Source organism: Streptomyces sp. NPDC002809 (assembly GCF_040295435.1).
In the GTDB taxonomy this organism is placed as follows: domain Bacteria; phylum Actinomycetota; class Actinomycetes; order Streptomycetales; family Streptomycetaceae; genus Streptomyces.
In genome coordinates, this window is the sequence record NZ_JBEOVJ010000074.1 from 26,247 (window position 1) to 41,202 (window position 14,956).

The following is a 14,956-nucleotide window of genomic DNA, read 5'->3' on the forward strand; positions in this document are numbered from 1 at the left end:
TGACCTCAGCGGGTACGGGCCACCGCGAGCGGCTGCGCCAACTCGTCGTACACGCTGAGCACTTGGGCGATCGTGTCGTCCTCGGTCGGCCAACTCGCGGCCTGCCTGGGCCCGGCGGCTGCCAGCCGTTCCCGTTCCGCCGGATCGCCGAGCAGCCGGGCGACGGCCCGGGCGAGCGCCTCCGCGTTCGCGTACGGCACGAGTTCCGCCGCGTCACCCACGAGTTCGGGCACTCCGCCGACCGCGGTCGCGACCAGCGGCGCACCGATCCGCAACGCCTCCTGGGCCAGCACCGAACGCGCCTCCCAGCGGCTGGGCAGCACGACGACGTCGGCGGCGGCCAGGAGTTCGGGAACGTCGGTACGGCTGCCGATCAGTGAAACAGGCAGGTCCTCGGCCTTGATCCGGCGCCGCAGCGCCGCCCTCTCACGCCCCTCACCCGCGATGACCAGCAGGGGTACGGGGTCGAGCCGGCGCCACATCCGTGCCGCGTCGAGCAGCGTGCCGTATCCGTGATGCGGCACGAGACTGCCCACCGCCACGACCAACGGCCGCTCCACCGCGCCGAGTTCGGCCCGCACCTTGCTCTCGGGAACAGGCGCGGGGGCACGTGGTGCGGGAACGGCGACGGGCGCGAGGCGTGCGTCACGCGCACCGCGGCGACGGGCCCGGTCGACCAGGTCCGACGACGTGCCGAGCACAACCGACGCCGCACGGGCGGCCCTCCGCTCCAGCAGGTGCAGCAGCCGGCGGCGCGCGCCCTCGGCGTGGGCCCGGGCGTGCCAGGTCATGACCAGCGGGACCTGTCGGCCGCCGAGCGCCAGCGCGGCCCGCACGGCGGCGTGCAGTCCATGCGCGTGCACGACGTCGGCCCCTGCGCAGGCGGCGCGCAGCGCGGCGACGGCGGCGGGGTCACTACGTCGCGGCACGGGCAGGAAACGGGCCCCCGTGCCGGAGAAGTCGTAGGCACGCTCCAGCGCCGCGGGCGCGCAGACGGTGACCTGCACGCCTCGCGCGACCAGTCCGGCCGCCAGCGATCCGACATGGGCGCTGCTGCCCGCACTGCCGCCGCCCAGCACTTGGACCGTACGCAGCTGTGACACGTTGAATGGCTCCCGGGGCTCCCGAGTCGGGGGTAACGGCGTCACCCGACGGCCGTAAGTACACCGCCAAGGATGCCAGTCCGTACGCACGTTCCGGCACGGCCGGACCGATACGCCGGTGCGCACCGCGACAAACCGGGCGTGGCGCACCACCCGCACGGGTGAATTCCGGACGGACTCCGACGGCCCGAACGCCCGGATCAGCGCTTGCCGAGCACCCCGGCGAGCACTGATCACGTGGTGGCGGTGACGGTCTCCGTCCCCTGCGACGCGCGCACCGCACCGGCCCGAGGACGAGCGCCCCGGGGACAGCCGGGCCGCGCCCGTCGACGCGCACCCCTCCATCAGCAGGTACGCGTCGGCCACGTCCTCGTCATGCGTACAGGGCGGCCCTCAGCCGTCAGCCCGTGCGGTGGCCAGCAGTTCCTCCGCGTGCGCCCGGGCCGTCTCGGAGTCCTCCTGGCCCGCGAGCATCCGCGACAGCTCCCGTACCCGGTCCTCGCCCTCCAGGACCGTGACACCGCTCCTGGTCACCGAGCCGTCCACGGTCTTCTCGACCAGCAGCTGACGGTCGGCGAACGCCGCCACCTGGGGCAGGTGGGTGACGACCACGACCTGCGCCGACCGGGCGAGCTTCGCCAGCCGCCGGCCGACCTCGACGGCCGCCTTGCCGCCGACGCCCGCGTCCACCTCGTCGAAGAGGTAGGTGGGTACCGGGTCGGAGCCGGCGAAGACCACCTCGACGGCGAGCATCACCCGGGACAGTTCGCCGCCCGACGCGCCCTTGGCGATCGGGCGAGGCTGGGCGCCGGGGTGCGGGGCCAGCAGGAGTTCGACCTCGTCGGCACCGGACGGTCCGTACGCCACGTTGCGTCCGTCGATCTCGATGCCCGACGCATCGTCCGCCGCCTCGGTCTGCCGGATGTCGAAGGAGACGCGGGCGTGGGGCATGGCGAGGGAGGCGAGTTCCGCGGTCACCGCCTCGGCGAAGAGCGCGGCGGCCGCCGTACGGGCATCCGTCAACGCCTGGCCGAGACCGGAGAGTTCGGCGCGCAGCGCGTCGCGTTCCGCGGTCAGTTCGCCGATCCGGTCGTCGTCGCCCTCCAGCTCGGTCAGCCGGGCCGCCCCTTCCTCGGCCCAGGCCAGCACGGCGGCGATGTCCACGCCGTACTTGCGGGTGAGACCGGTGAGTGCGGCGCGGCGCTCCTCGACCGCGGCGAGCCGCAGCGGATCCGAGTCCAGCTGGTCGGCGTAGCCCGACAGTTCGCCCGCGACGTCGGAGAGCAGGATCGAGATCTCGCCGACCCGGTCCGCGAGAGCGGCGAGCGCCTGGTCGTGGGCGCGCACCCCGTCGAGGGCCTGCCCGGCGGCCGCGACGACGGCTCGCGCGTCGACGGCCTCCGGGTCCTCGGGGTTGCCGGCCAGCGCGGTGTGCGCGAGGGCGGCGGCCGAGGCCAGCGCGTCCGCGTGGCCGAGGCGCTGCGCCTCGGCGGCGAGCTCGGTGTCCTCGCCGGGCAGCGGTTCGACGGCGGCGATCTCGTTCAGCCCGAAGCGCAGCAGATCGGCTTCCTGGGCGCGCTCGCGGGCACGCGTGGTCAGCTCGTCGAGCTCCCCGGCGGCCTCGCGCAGCCGCCGGTAGGCCGCCGCGTACTTGGCATGGGGCACGGCGACACCGTCGCCCGCGTACCGGTCCAGGGCCTGCCGCTGCCGGGCCGGCTTGAGCAGCCCCTGCTGGTCGGTCTGGCCGTGCACGGCGACGAGTTCGTCGGCGAGTTCTGCCAGCACTCCCACCGGCACGGATCTGCCGCCGAGATGGGCCCGGGAACGCCCTTCAGCCGAAACGGTACGGCTGATGAGCAGCGCACCGTCCTCGATCTCGGCCCCGGCCTCCTCGGCCCGCAACGCCACCGCGTCGCCCTCGGCCACCGTGATCCGGCCCTCGACGACGGCGGCCTTGGCGCCGATCCGCACCAGGGCGGGGTCGGCGCGCCCGCCGAGCAGCAGTCCCAGACTGGTGACGACCATGGTCTTGCCCGCGCCGGTCTCACCGGTCACAGCGGTGAAACCGGGTGACAGTTCCACCACCGCGTCGTCGATGACTCCGAGCGACCGTATCCGCATCTCCTCCAACACGCACATGACCATACGAGGTTTCGGGGCCCGCGCGCACACGGGCTGCGGTCACGGCGTCGGATCCGCCCGGCACGGGAGCCCGCCGTGGGTCAGTGCGGTGCGCCCCGCCACCCCGACACCGGCAGCGCGAACTTGGCCACCAGCCGGTCCGTGAACGAGGCCTGGTGGAGCCGGGCCAGCCGTACGGGTACGGCGCCGCGCCGCACCTCGACACGCGCGCCTGCGGGCAGCTCCACGGTCCTGCGCCCGTCGCACCAGAGCACCCCGTGCGGGGTGTGCGGCTGGACCTCGACGGCGAGCACCGAGGTCGGCGAGGTCACCAGCGGCTTGGCGAACAGTGCGTGGGCGCTGATCGGGACCATCAGCAGCGCCTCGACCTCGGGCCAGACGACGGGGCCGCCTGCCGAGAAGGCGTACGCGGTAGATCCTGTGGGCGTCGCGCACACGATGCCGTCGCAGCCGAACCCGGTCACCGGCCTGCCGTCGATCTCCAGCACGACCTCGAGCATCCGCTCGGGCGACACCTTCTGCACGGCCGCCTCGTTGAGCGCCCAGTCCCGGTGGACGATGTCGCCGTTACTGTGCACGAGGACGTCGATCGTCATGCGCTCCTCGACGGTGTACGCCCGGGTGACGACCCGGTCGACGACCTTGTCGAGGTCGTCGCGCTCGGCCTCGGCCAGGAAGCCGACCCGGCCGAGGTTGACGCCGAGCATCGGGACCCCGGAGGCACGCGAGAGCTCCGCTCCCCGTAGCAGCGTCCCGTCCCCGCCGAGGACGATCAGCAGCTCGCAGCCGTCGACCGCCTCGGGAGCGTCGGCGACCGTCTCGACGGACGGCGGCAACGGCAGGTCGGCCGCCTCATGGGCCAGGACCCGCACGCCCAGGCCGTTGCGGAGCAGCCCCTGGACGACAAGCTCGGCGCTGCGGATCGCGGCCGGCCGGCCGGTGTGTGCCAAGAGAAATACTGTTCGTGCCGCATTCGTCGTCAACGAGGCCCCTCCGCCACTGCACGGTCGACATCCGCAGGATCCAGCTCCGGTGCTCCGGCCCGCAGCCACAGAAAGTACTCGACATTCCCCGACGGCCCGGGCAACGGGCTGGCCGTCACACCCCGGACCCCCAGGCCCAGCGCCCAGGCCCGCCGGGCCACCTCTCGTACCGCTTCGGCGCGCAGCTCGGGACTGCGCACCACACCGCCGCTGCCGAGGCGCTCCTTGCCGACCTCGAACTGCGGCTTGACCATGAGGACCAGGTCCGCGTCCGGGGCTGCGCAACGCGCCAGGGCGGGCAGCACGAGGCCGAGCGGGATGAACGACAGATCGCCCACCACCAGGTCCACCGCCTCGCCGTCGATCGCCTCCAGGGTCAGTTCCCGCACATTGGTACGGTCCTTGACGATGACGCGTTCATCGGACTGGAGCGACCAGGCGAGCTGCCCGTAACCGACGTCCACGGCGAGGACGCGGGCCGCTCCGGCCCGCAGCAGCACATCGGTGAACCCGCCGGTCGAGGCCCCGGCGTCCAGCGCCCGCCGCCCCTCCACCTCGAGCCCGAGCGGGACGAAGGCGGCGAGGGCGCCCGCCAGTTTGTGGCCGCCCCGCGAGACGTACTCGGGGTCGCTGTCGTCCTTGGTGACGACGACCGCGGCACTCGTCTCGACCTGGGTGGCCGGTTTGGTCGCGGTGTTGCCGCCGACGGTCACCCGTCCTGCGGCGATCAGCTGGCTCGCATGCTCGCGTGAGCGGGCAAGCTTTCGGCGCACCAGCTCGGCGTCGAGGCGGCGACGGGCCACTCCTGCCACGTTCGGTTCAGCTCCTGTTGTTGTACGAGTTGTTGTACGGGGGCATCGGTGCGGGCACCGGCGCGGGTGCGGGCCTGGCGTCCAGCGCGGTCAGCGTGTCGCGCAGGCCACGGTGTACATCCTCGTACACCTCGATGTGTCCGTCCGCCGGAAGGTGGTCCGCATCGGCCAGGCGCTCCAGGTGCGCGTCCACGCCGGCGCTGCCCGTGGGCGTGCGTACGACACCGAGGGGCGCCGGGCCGGCGGGCTCGTGCGAGACCGCGGCGGGCGGCGCCTGCGGTACGTCCTGCGGCATCTCCCCGGGCGCGGTTGCGGCGGCCGGGTCCGGCCCCGGCATCGAGTCGCTCATGCGGGAAACGCTACCGCGAAGGGCTGCGGTACCGTCGGTCACGATGGCGACCATGGCGGAGTGCCGCAGCGCACTCGACAGACTTTCCGACAACCTCGCAGGGGCCGACGGCGATGTGCGCGGCGCGGCGGCGCTCGACCGTTCGCTCAGCTGCCACATCAAGGACCTCGACGTGACCTTCACCGGCCGCCTCGCAGGCGGCCGGATCCAGGTCCTGGACACGGTCCAGGGACCGCCCCCGGAGAAGGCGGAGATCCGGCTCGCGATGACCGGGGACGACCTGGTGGCGATGGTGGACGGCGAACTGAACTTCGCCAAGGCGTGGGGCTCGGGCCGGGTACGCCTGGAGGCCGGTTTCCGCGACCTCCTGAAGCTGAGATCGCTGCTGTAACCGCCCGGTCAGGCCCGTCCGGCGCTTGAGGACAAGGCGTGGCCCGGGGTCACGCGCCCCGGGACACGGGCACCCGCGCCCGCACTCGTGCGGCAGGCACCACCAGCGGTGTCCCCGTCTCCGGGTCGGGGATCACCTGACACCGCAGCCCGAACACCCGCTCCACGAGCTCCGCGGTGACGATCTCCCCGGGCTCGCCCTCCGCGATGATCTCGCCCTCCCGCATGGCGATGAGGTGCGTGGCGTACCGCGCGGCGTGGTTCAGGTCGTGCAGGACCGCCACCAGCGTGCGCCCCTGCGTCTCGTGCAGTTCGGCGCACAGGTCGAGCACGTCGATCTGGTGCTGGATGTCGAGGTATGTCGTCGGCTCGTCCAGCAGCAGCAGCGGCGTCTGCTGGGCGAGCGCCATCGCTATCCAGACCCGCTGGCGCTGACCGCCGGACAATTCATCGACATAGCGATTGCCCAGTGCACCGACCCCGGTCGATGCCATCGATTCATCGACAATCCGTTCGTCCTCGGGTGACCACTGCCGCAGCAGCCCCTGGTGCGGGTAGCGCCCCCGGGCCACGAGGTCGGCCACCGTGATGCCCTCCGGTGCGATGGAGGACTGGGGCAGCAGCCCCAGGGTCCTGGCGACCTTCTTCGCGGGCAGGCCGTGAATCGCCTCACCGTCCAGCAGCACCCTGCCGCGGGTCGGCTTCAGCATCCGGGAGAGCGCCCGCAGCAGCGTGGACTTCCCGCAGGCGTTGGGGCCGACGATCACGGTGAACGAGTGGTCGGGGATCTCGACCGAGAGATTCTCCGCGATGACCCGCTGGTCGTAGCCGAGGGTCACCGAGTCCGCGGTGAGGCGCTGCATGGTCGTACTCCGGGGGTGGGTCGGATCGGTGAGGGATTGGGGTGCGGGTTCGGTGCCGGGCGCCCGTTCCGCGCCCCGCGCACGGGCCTTCATATACGGCCCGCCTTGCGCTCGGACACCAGGAGCCACAGCAGATAGCAGCCGCCCAGCACTCCGGTGACCACTCCGACGGGCAGCTGCCGGTCGCCGAAGGCCTCCATCGAGATCCAGTCGGCGACGAGGAGAAGCGCCGCCCCCATGAAGGTCGCGGCCACCAGGTTGGGGCCGGTGGAGCGGGTGAGCCGGCGGGCCAGCTGCGGGGCGCTCAGCGAGACGAACGCGATCGGTCCCGCCGCGGCCGTGGCGACGGCGACGAGCAGCACGGCGGAGCCCATCAGGACGAGCCGGGTGCGTTCGACCCGTACGCCGAGCGCGTACGCGGCGTCGTCGCCCATCTCCATCGCCCGCAGGGCGGGCCCGTGCCCGAACACCAGCGGGAGCAGCACACCGCAGACCGCGAGCAGGGGCCAGACCTGCGCCCAGTCCCGGCCGTCGAGCGAGCCGGTCATCCAGACGACGGCACGGGTCGCGTCGACCAGGTTGGCCTTGGTGATCAGGTACTGCGTCGCGGCGGTGAGCATGGCGGCAGCACCGATCCCCACCAGGACGAGCCGGAACCCGTGCACCCCGCGCTTCCACGCCAGCAGGTAGACGGCGACCCCGGTCAGCAGTCCGCCGACGACCGCGCCTCCCGCGACCGCTGCCGCCCCGCCCTGGAACAGGACGATCACGGTCAGCGCACCCACGGTCGCGCCCTGGCCGAAACCGAGCACGTCGGGGCTGCCGAGCGGGTTGCGCGAGATGGTCTGGAAGACGGCGCCGCCGACACCGAGCGCGGCCCCGACGAGGAGTCCGACCAGCACCCGCGGCAGGCGCAGGTCCGTGACGATGAACTCCTGCTGGAAGGTGCCGTGTCCGAAGAGCGTGGTGACGACCTCGCCCGGTGTCATCGCGAAGTCGCCGCTGCCGATGAGGACGACGGCCGCGATCGCTGCCACGGCGCCGAGCAGCAGAACGACGAGGGACGCCCGGACGTTCATCCGGAACGAGTACCCGCCGGCCGTCCGCACGGCCCGCACCGACCGGGCCGTTCCCGCCGGCGCCTTCGGTTCCGCCGTCTCTCCGGTCTCCTCCTTGGTGGCCTTCACAGCTGGGACATCCTCTTGCGTCGTACGAGGTGGATGAAGACGGGCCCGCCGAGCAGTGCGGTGACGATGCCGACCTGGAGTTCGGACGGACGGGCGACGACCCGGCCGACCACGTCCGCGCCGAGCAGGAGCACCGGGGAGAGCACGGCCGCGTACGGCAGGATCCACCGCATGTCGGGGCCGGTGATCGCACGCACCAGGTGCGGGATCATCAGCCCGATGAAGACGATCGGCCCGCACGCGGCTGTCGCGGCCCCGCACAGCAGGGTGACGGCGAGCATCGCGAGGACCCGGGTCCGGGTCAGATGGGCGCCGAGGGCCCGTGCCGTGTCGTCGCCCATCTCCAGGGCGTTGAGCGGCCGCGCGATGAGCAGCGCGAGCAGCACGCCGAGCGCGATGAACGGCCACACCTTGCCGACGGTGTCCATGTTCGCGGAGGCCAGCGAGCCGACGGTCCAGAACCGCAGCCGGTCCAGCGCCGCCGAGTCCAGCAGCTGCACGGCGTTGACGTACCCGTACAGCGCGGCTGTGACGGCCGTTCCGGCGAGCGCGAGCCGTACGGGATTGGCGGACCGGCTGCCGCCGAGCAGGTACACGGCGACCGAGACGATCGCGGCTCCGGCGAAGGCGAACCAGACGTATCCGGTCAGCGAGGTGACCCCGAAGAAGCTGATGGCGGAGACGACCGCCGCCGACGCACCCGCGTTGACGCCCAGCAACCCGGGCTCGGCGAGCGGGTTGCGGGTCAGCGCCTGCATCACTGCTCCGGCGAGTCCGAGTGCGGCGCCGACGATCAGCCCGAGCACGGTCCGGGGGATGCGCACCTTCCGTACGAGGACGTCGTCACCGCTCCCCGCGTAGTGGAACAGGCCGTGCCACACGTCGGCGAGCGGCAGGCCCTTGGCGCCGATCGCGATGCTCGCCAGGCACATCAGCACCAGGGCGGCCGACGCCACCAGGAGCCCTGCGGCACGTACCGCATGGCGCCTGGGGGGAACGGCGCTGTCCGGCGCGGCTATCGGGCCTGCGCTCGGGTTCGGAGGACTCTCAACCAACACGGAGTTAGGTTAGCCTAGCCTGCTGTGGCCTTGATCCGGCCTCCGTCACCGGCGACCACCGGCCACCACCACCGGCTGCTACCGGCCATCACCGAGGTCCGGCTGCCCGCCGGACGCGACCGCGGTCACTTCGGCGCGCGCCGCAGCCAGAGAGCTCGCCCCGAAGGGCCTGAACCGGGCCAGCTCCGGGACCAGGCCGGCCATGGTCATCTCGACGTCGATGAAACGCACGTCTTCCTCCTCCACCCCTTTGTCACCGAAGTACGCCCGGAGATAGGGCGTCTGGAAGTCCCAGCCCTCCCGTGGGGTCCCTGGGCCGTAGGCGCCGCCCCGTGAGCTGATCACCACGACCTTCGTCCCCCGCAGCAGGCTGTCCCCGGTGTCCGGGTCGATGAACGCTCCCGGGAAGCCCACCCGGTCGATCCATGTCTTCAGCGAGGCCGCTACCGAGTAGTTGTAGAGCGGAGCTCCGATCAGCACGGTCCCGGCCTCCAGCAGTTCGTCGATCAGCGGACGGGTCAGCGCCCATTCCCGTTTCTCGGCCGGGCTCGCGATCAGCCTGTCCACTCCGGCCGGGGAGACGAGGCCGTTTCGTTCGACTCGCCGGCCGAGCGAGCAGTAGGCGGTCTCCAGCGGCGGCACCGGGGCGCCGGCCAGATCCCGGTAGCGGTATCCGGCCGGGCCGTGCACCGCCCGCCACGTCTGCGCGAACAACGTGGTCAGTTGCCTGCTGACCGAGGTGTCGGAGCGATTGGCACTGGAATCCAGGTGCAGCAGGGAGGTCACCGGTTTCTCCTGTCACTTCAGCCGGGTTTCGTTCGTCATGGGACGAGAGAGGTGACGGAGCAGGACCGGGAGAGGTGACCGATGGACGAGCACGAGGCACTGGCGGAACGCTTCGAGGCACAGCGGGGCCGGCTGCGCGCAGTAGCCCACCGGATGCTCGGTTCGCCGGACGAGGCCGATGATGCCGTCCAGGAGACATGGCTCCGCCTGTGCCGGGTCGACGCCGACGAAGTCGACAACCTGGCCGGCTGGCTACGGACCGTGCTCACGCGCATCTGCCTCGACATGCTGCGTTCTCGCAGGTCCCGCCGGGAGGACCTGGCCGGCCAACAGGTACTCGACCAGGTCCAGGCCGCCGCTCAGGGGAGCCCCCCGGAGGACGAGGCGGTGCTCGCCGACTCGGTGAGCCGTGCGCTGCTCGTGGTTCTGGACACCCTGGGGCCCGTCGAACGGGTCGTGTTCGTGCTGCACGACATGTTCGCCGTGCCGTTCCGGCAGATCGCACCCATCGTCGAGCGCACACCGGTCACCACGAAGAAGATCGCCAGCCGCGCGCGCCACAAGGTGCAGGGCACTCCCCTGGTCCCGGCGGACGAACTCGCCCGGAACCGCCAGGTCGTCTCGGCGTTCCTCGCCGCCGCACGGGCCGGTGACCTCACCGCGATCCTCGCGGTGCTGGCTCCCGATGTGGTGCGACGCGCCGACGCCATCGCGGTGCCGCCGGGCGGAGCGGCCGAGGCCCGTGGCGCGCGAGCCGTCGCGGAGGGGACGGCCGCCCTCGCCCACAGGTCGCAGCTCGCCGAACTGGCGCTGGTCAACGGCACAGTGGGGGTCGTCGTGGCCCCACGAGGCCGACTGCTGTTCGCGCTCACCTTGACCGTCGAGGGCGACCGGATCACCGAGTACGACGTGATCGCCGACCCCGCACGCCTCCAGCGCCTGGACCTCGCCGTTCTCGGCTGACCGGGAACGCGGCCACCGACAGCGGGGAGCCCCTCACCACCGCTACAGCCCGAGCCGGGCCACCGCCTTGCCCGAATCCAGTGCGCACGAGCCGTCCCCCGCGTGCGTCCACGCGGCCCCGCACAGTGCCCGCAGACCGTCGAGCGCGTCCCCGTCGCCCTCCAGCACCAGCTCCTCACCGCGCACGGAAGCCGTCCAGCCGCCGCACGCGTACGCGTCGTCCGTCCGCGTCACCTCGGGCTGCCCCGTCAGCAGCCCGCGCAGGTCGGCGTCCACATACGTCGGCCGGTGCTCGGGCACCGCGGCCACCAGCTGGGCCGCATCCGTCACTCCGGTCAGCACCAGCAGCGAGTCCACACCCCCGTTGAACGCCCCCTCGATATCCGTGTCGAGCCGGTCCCCGATCACCAGCGGCCGCTCGGCACCGGTCCGCAGCACCGTCTCCCGGTGCATCGGCGGCAGCGGCTTCCCGGCCACCTGCGGCTCGGCTCCGGTCGCGATCCGTACGACCTCCACGGCCGCTCCGTTGCCCGGCGCGATCCCGCGGGCGCTCGGAATCGTCAGGTCCGTGTTGGACGCGAACCACGGGAGTCCACGATTGATCGCGTACGAGGCCTCGGCGAACCTGCCCCACGCCATGTCCGGCCCGCCGTATCCCTGCGCCACCGCGACCGGGTCGTCGTCCGCGGACTCCACGGGCTCCAGCCCGCGTTCACGCAGCGCCACCCGCAGCCCCTCGCCCCCGATCACCAGCACCCGCGCCCCGGCCGGCAGCTGATCGGCGACCAGCCGTGCCACGGCCTGCGCCGAAGTGATCACGTCGGCGGGCTCGGCGGGCACCCCGATTTCGGTCAGATGCTGAGCCACGGCAGCCGGCGTCCGCAGCGCGTTGTTGGTGACGTACGCCAGATGCATCCCGCCGTCCCGCGCGGTACGGAGAGCATCGACGGCATGGTTGATCGCCTGCCCACCCGCGTACACCACCCCGTCGAGATCGAGCAGCGCCGTGTCGTACGACTCGCTCAGAGCGGTGCTGCTCCCGCTCGGTCCGGTCCTGCTCGCCTGGCTCATATCCTGCGCTCCTCATAGCCTGTCTGTCCCCCGATCATCGCGCATCGCCGGACCGCACATACGATGCAGAAATGAACACACGAGGCCCCGCGGACGAGGGACTGCGTCTCATTCCGTTCCGTGGACTGCGTTACGTCCCCGAGCGGGTAGGCAGCCTCGCGGCGGTGACCTCGCCCCCGTACGACGTGGTTGTACGGCCCGACGGACTGCACCACCTGGAGTCCGCGGACCCGCACAACATCGTGCGGCTGATCCTCCCGCAGGCCGACACCGCGGCCGCCCGGCACGAACAGGCCGCCGCGACCCTGAACCGCTGGCTGGCCGAAGGGGTGCTCGCCCCCGATGCCGAGCCGGCGCTGTACGTCTACGAGCAGCGCAACGGCGAGATCCTGCAACGCGGCGTCGTCGGCGCCCTGGCACTCTCGGGCCCCGCGGACGGCATCGTGCTCCCGCACGAGGACGTGATGGCCCACGTCGTCGAGGACCGGGCCGATCTGATGCGGACCACCGGGGCCCACCTCGAACCCCTGCTGCTGACCTATCGCAGCGACGGCAACGCCACAGGCGCGACCGCGGTCATCGAGCGGACCATCCAGCGTCCGCCGCTGCTCGCCACCACCACCGAGGACGGATACAGCCACCGGCTGTGGGCGGTCACCGATCCCACCGACCGGGCGGAGATCGAAACGGACCTGGCCGGTCATCAGGCTCTCATCGCCGACGGCCATCACCGCTGGGCCACCTACCTGCGTCTCCAGCAGGAGCACTCCGCCCCCGGCCCCTGGGACTTCGGCCTGGTCCTCCTGGTCGACACCGTTCGCTATCCGCTCCGGGTCCGCTCCATACACCGGCTGCTGCACGGGCTGCCCGTCGTCGACGCGCTCGCCGCGCTGGACGGGCTGTTCCGCGTCCGCATCATCGAGGGGTCGCTCGCCCAGGCCCTGGACGCCCTGGCCGACGCGGCAGCGGAGGGCAACGCCTTCCTGCTCGCAGGCGACGGCGCCTTCCATCTGGCCGACCGCCCGTCCGAGCCCTTGCTGGCCCGTACCGTCCCGGTGGACCGGCCGGCCGCCTGGCGCACCCTCGACGCGACGGTCCTGCACTCGGCGCTGCTCGACCACGTCTGGCAGATCCCCGACGACCCGGCGCACATCGCCTACATCCACGACACCGAGGCAGCCGTCGAACAGGCCGAGCGCCACGGCTCCACGGCGGTGCTGATGCATCCGGTACGCGAAGAGGTCGTTCGCGACCTCGCCCGGCAGGGTGTGACCATGCCCCGCAAGTCGACCTCCTTCGGCCCCAAGCCGGCCACGGGCCTGGTCCTGCGCAGCCTGACTCTCGGCTGACCCGCCCCGAACGCAGAAGAGGGCGGCACCCCATTGGGTGCCGCCCTCCTCCTATGCGTTACGCCTTGACCGGACCGTCGTCCTCGTCCTCGTCCTCGTCCTCGTCCTCGTCATCCACGTCGTCGTCATCGTCATCGTCATCGTCATCGATGGCGTCGTCCGCATCGACGACGACCGGCGACTCTACGTCGGCGGTGGCGGTGGCGTCCTCGTCGTCACCGAGGGCATCGACGAACTCGACACCGTCCAGCTCGGCAAGGCGGTCCGACGCGTCGGTGGAGCCGTCCTTGTCGGCCTCCAGCGCCTTGCCGAACCACTCACGTGCCTCGTCCTCGCGCCCAGCGGCCAGCAGCGCGTCCGCGTACGCGTACCGCAGACGCGGCGTCCACGGGTGAACGGCGCTGGAAGCGAGCTCGGAGCTCTGCAGCGTCACGATGGCGGCATCGATCTGCCCCATGTCCCTGCGGGCCCCGGCCGCCACCAGACGCATCTCGACCTGGCCGGCCTTGTCCAGCTTCTGCACCTCGGGCTCGCCCGCCATGGCCATCGCCCGCTCGGGCCGGCCCAGTCCGCGCTCGCAGTCGGCCATGACGGGCCACAGCTCCACGGAACCGGTCATCCGCCGGGACGCCCGGAACTCCGCCAGGGCCTCCGCGTACTTCTGGGTCGCGTAGGCGGCGAAGCCGGCGGCCTCACGCACGGCTGCGACACGGGAGGCGAGCCGCAGCGCGATACGGGAGTAGGCGTATGCCTGCTCGGGGTCGTCGTCGATGAGCCGGGCCACCATGACCAGGTTCCTGGCCACGTCCTCGGCCAGAGTCTTCGGGAGACTCATCAGCTCCTGACGGACGTCCTTGTCGATCTCGTGACCGGTGACGTCGTCAGGGATCGGAAGCCGCTTGATGGGCTCACGGTCGCGGTCGTCGCGCCTCTCGTACCCACCGCGGTCGTCGCGCCCACGGTAACCGCCCTTGTCCCGGTCGTCCCGCTGACCTCGATAGCCACCGCCGCCGCCACGGTTGTCATCGCGGCGGAACCCACCACCGGACGACGAGCCACCGCGGTTGTCGTCACGACGGAAGCCACCACCGGACGACGAGCCACCGCGGTTGTCATCACGCCGGAAGCCGCCGCTGCGGTTGTCGTCGTCACGACGCGGCCCGCGCGGGCGGTCGTCGCGACGCTCGAAGCCACCGCTCGGGCGCCCACCACGGTCATCGTCCCGACGCGGAGCCCGATCATCACGCCGGAACCCACCACCGGACGAGGAACCACCGCGGTTGTCGTCACGGCGGAAGCCACCACCGGTCGAGGAACCACCGCGGTTGTCATCGCGGCGGAAGCCACCACCGGACGAGGAACCACCGCGGTTGTCGTCGCGACGCTCGAAGCCACCGCTCGGACGCCCACCACGGTCATCGTCCCGACGCGGAGCCCGATCATCACGCCGGAACCCACCACCGGTCGACGAACCACCGCGGTTGTCGTCACGCCGGAAGCCACCACCGGACGAGGAACCACCGCGGTTGTCATCGCGGCGGAAGCCACCACCGGACGACGAGCCACCGCGGTTGTCGTCACGCCGGAAGCCGCCGCTGCGGTTGTCGTCGTCACGACCCGGCCCGCGCGGGCGGTCGTCGCGACGCTCGAAGCCACCGCTCGGACGCCCACCACGGTCATCGTCCCGACGCGGAGCCCGATCATCACGCCGGAACCCACCACCGGTCGACGAACCACCGCGGTTGTCATCGCGGCGGAAGCCACCACCGGTCGACGAGCCACCGCGGTTGTCATCACGGCGGAAGCCACCACCGGTCGACGAACCACCGCGGTTGTCATCACGGCGGAAGCCACCACCGGTCGACGAACCACCGCGGTTGTCATCACGGCGGAAGCCACC

The 14,956-nt window shown here is 72.1% G+C and carries 15 protein-coding genes; 4 read left to right on the plus strand and 11 right to left on the minus strand.

The window, feature by feature from the left end:
* Positions 1-5 precede the first annotated feature (5 nt).
* From ABT025_RS31055 to ABT025_RS31075, 5 genes are all read right to left on the minus strand, one after another.
* Entirely contained in the window at positions 6-1,103 is a 1,098-nt protein-coding gene (locus ABT025_RS31055; protein ID WP_351001701.1) for a glycosyltransferase family 4 protein, read from the minus strand.
* Positions 1,104-1,496: 393 nt separating this feature from the next.
* On the minus strand, positions 1,497-3,242 hold the full coding sequence (recN, locus tag ABT025_RS31060) for a DNA repair protein RecN (RefSeq protein WP_351001703.1): 1,746 nt from the start codon (positions 3,240-3,242) through the stop codon (positions 1,497-1,499).
* Positions 3,243-3,325: 83 nt separating this feature from the next.
* Positions 3,326-4,228, minus strand: a complete 903-nt coding sequence (locus ABT025_RS31065) for an NAD kinase (RefSeq protein ID WP_351001705.1) — start codon at positions 4,226-4,228, stop codon at positions 3,326-3,328.
* The gene (locus tag ABT025_RS31070; protein WP_351001707.1) at positions 4,225-5,040 is read right to left on the minus strand and encodes a TlyA family RNA methyltransferase; all 816 of its coding nucleotides are present in this window, start codon (positions 5,038-5,040) and stop codon (positions 4,225-4,227) included. The genes ABT025_RS31065 and ABT025_RS31070 overlap by 4 nt, the downstream gene beginning before the upstream one ends.
* A 7-nt stretch (positions 5,041-5,047) precedes the next feature.
* The gene (locus ABT025_RS31075) at positions 5,048-5,335 is read right to left on the minus strand and encodes a hypothetical protein (RefSeq protein WP_351001731.1); all 288 of its coding nucleotides are present in this window, start codon (positions 5,333-5,335) and stop codon (positions 5,048-5,050) included.
* 97 nt (positions 5,336-5,432) lie between these two features.
* Here ABT025_RS31075 and ABT025_RS31080 point away from each other — a divergent pair, with 97 nt between their 5' ends.
* The gene (locus ABT025_RS31080) at positions 5,433-5,780 is read left to right on the plus strand and encodes an SCP2 sterol-binding domain-containing protein (protein ID WP_351001709.1); all 348 of its coding nucleotides are present in this window, start codon (positions 5,433-5,435) and stop codon (positions 5,778-5,780) included.
* A gap of 49 nt (positions 5,781-5,829) precedes the next feature.
* Here the strand turns inward: ABT025_RS31080 and ABT025_RS31085 are convergent, their stop codons facing one another.
* From ABT025_RS31085 to ABT025_RS31100, 4 genes are all read right to left on the minus strand, one after another.
* Positions 5,830-6,642, minus strand: a complete 813-nt coding sequence (locus ABT025_RS31085; protein ID WP_351001711.1) for an ABC transporter ATP-binding protein — start codon at positions 6,640-6,642, stop codon at positions 5,830-5,832.
* Between the two features lie 89 nt (positions 6,643-6,731).
* On the minus strand, positions 6,732-7,721 hold the full coding sequence (locus ABT025_RS31090; protein ID WP_351001733.1) for a FecCD family ABC transporter permease: 990 nt from the start codon (positions 7,719-7,721) through the stop codon (positions 6,732-6,734).
* A 104-nt stretch (positions 7,722-7,825) separates the two neighbouring features.
* The gene (locus ABT025_RS31095) at positions 7,826-8,785 is read right to left on the minus strand and encodes a FecCD family ABC transporter permease (protein WP_351001735.1); all 960 of its coding nucleotides are present in this window, start codon (positions 8,783-8,785) and stop codon (positions 7,826-7,828) included.
* Positions 8,786-8,965: 180 nt separating this feature from the next.
* The gene (locus ABT025_RS31100; RefSeq protein ID WP_351001712.1) at positions 8,966-9,673 is read right to left on the minus strand and encodes an FMN-dependent NADH-azoreductase; all 708 of its coding nucleotides are present in this window, start codon (positions 9,671-9,673) and stop codon (positions 8,966-8,968) included.
* A gap of 81 nt (positions 9,674-9,754) precedes the next feature.
* Here ABT025_RS31100 and ABT025_RS31105 point away from each other — a divergent pair, with 81 nt between their 5' ends.
* A complete protein-coding gene (locus tag ABT025_RS31105; protein ID WP_351001714.1) occupies positions 9,755-10,636 on the plus strand; it encodes a sigma-70 family RNA polymerase sigma factor in 882 nt (293 codons plus the stop codon).
* A gap of 42 nt (positions 10,637-10,678) precedes the next feature.
* On the opposite strand, the gene ABT025_RS31110 is transcribed toward ABT025_RS31105, so the two are convergent.
* Positions 10,679-11,707 carry an HAD-IIA family hydrolase gene (locus tag ABT025_RS31110; RefSeq protein ID WP_351001716.1) on the minus strand — a complete coding sequence of 343 codons (1,029 nt, stop codon included), beginning with the start codon at positions 11,705-11,707 and terminating at the stop codon, positions 10,679-10,681.
* A 71-nt stretch (positions 11,708-11,778) separates the two neighbouring features.
* Here ABT025_RS31110 and ABT025_RS31115 point away from each other — a divergent pair, with 71 nt between their 5' ends.
* Positions 11,779-13,056 (plus strand): DUF1015 family protein, encoded by a 1,278-nt coding sequence (locus tag ABT025_RS31115; protein WP_351001718.1) that lies wholly within the window; start codon positions 11,779-11,781, stop codon positions 13,054-13,056.
* 58 nt (positions 13,057-13,114) lie between these two features.
* Here ABT025_RS31115 and ABT025_RS31120 read toward each other — a convergent pair whose 3' ends face one another.
* Positions 13,115-13,891: a tetratricopeptide repeat protein gene (locus ABT025_RS31120; RefSeq protein ID WP_351001720.1), complete on the minus strand. Its 777-nt coding sequence runs from the start codon at positions 13,889-13,891 to the stop codon at positions 13,115-13,117.
* Positions 13,892-13,921: 30 nt separating this feature from the next.
* On the opposite strand from ABT025_RS31120, the gene ABT025_RS31125 reads away from it, so the two are divergent.
* A partial coding sequence (locus tag ABT025_RS31125; protein ID WP_351001722.1) for a hypothetical protein occupies positions 13,922-14,956 on the plus strand: 1,035 nt, incomplete at its 3' end.

Excerpts from the sequence above, each read along its gene's own strand:
- recN (WP_351001703.1), bottom strand. The coding sequence starts at position 3,242 with ATGTGCGTGTTGGAGGAGATGCGGATACGGTCGCTCGGAGTCATCGAC.
- ABT025_RS31075 (WP_351001731.1), bottom strand. The coding sequence starts at position 5,335 with ATGCCGCAGGACGTACCGCAGGCGCCGCCCGCCGCGGTCTCGCACGAG.
- ABT025_RS31080 (WP_351001709.1), top strand. The coding sequence starts at position 5,433 with ATGGCGACCATGGCGGAGTGCCGCAGCGCACTCGACAGACTTTCCGAC.
- ABT025_RS31085 (WP_351001711.1), bottom strand. The coding sequence starts at position 6,642 with ATGCAGCGCCTCACCGCGGACTCGGTGACCCTCGGCTACGACCAGCGG.
- ABT025_RS31090 (WP_351001733.1), bottom strand. The coding sequence starts at position 7,721 with ATGAACGTCCGGGCGTCCCTCGTCGTTCTGCTGCTCGGCGCCGTGGCA.
- ABT025_RS31105 (WP_351001714.1), top strand. The coding sequence starts at position 9,755 with ATGGACGAGCACGAGGCACTGGCGGAACGCTTCGAGGCACAGCGGGGC.
- ABT025_RS31110 (WP_351001716.1), bottom strand. The coding sequence starts at position 11,707 with ATGAGCCAGGCGAGCAGGACCGGACCGAGCGGGAGCAGCACCGCTCTG.
- ABT025_RS31115 (WP_351001718.1), top strand. The coding sequence starts at position 11,779 with ATGAACACACGAGGCCCCGCGGACGAGGGACTGCGTCTCATTCCGTTC.
- ABT025_RS31120 (WP_351001720.1), bottom strand. The coding sequence starts at position 13,891 with ATGAGTCTCCCGAAGACTCTGGCCGAGGACGTGGCCAGGAACCTGGTC.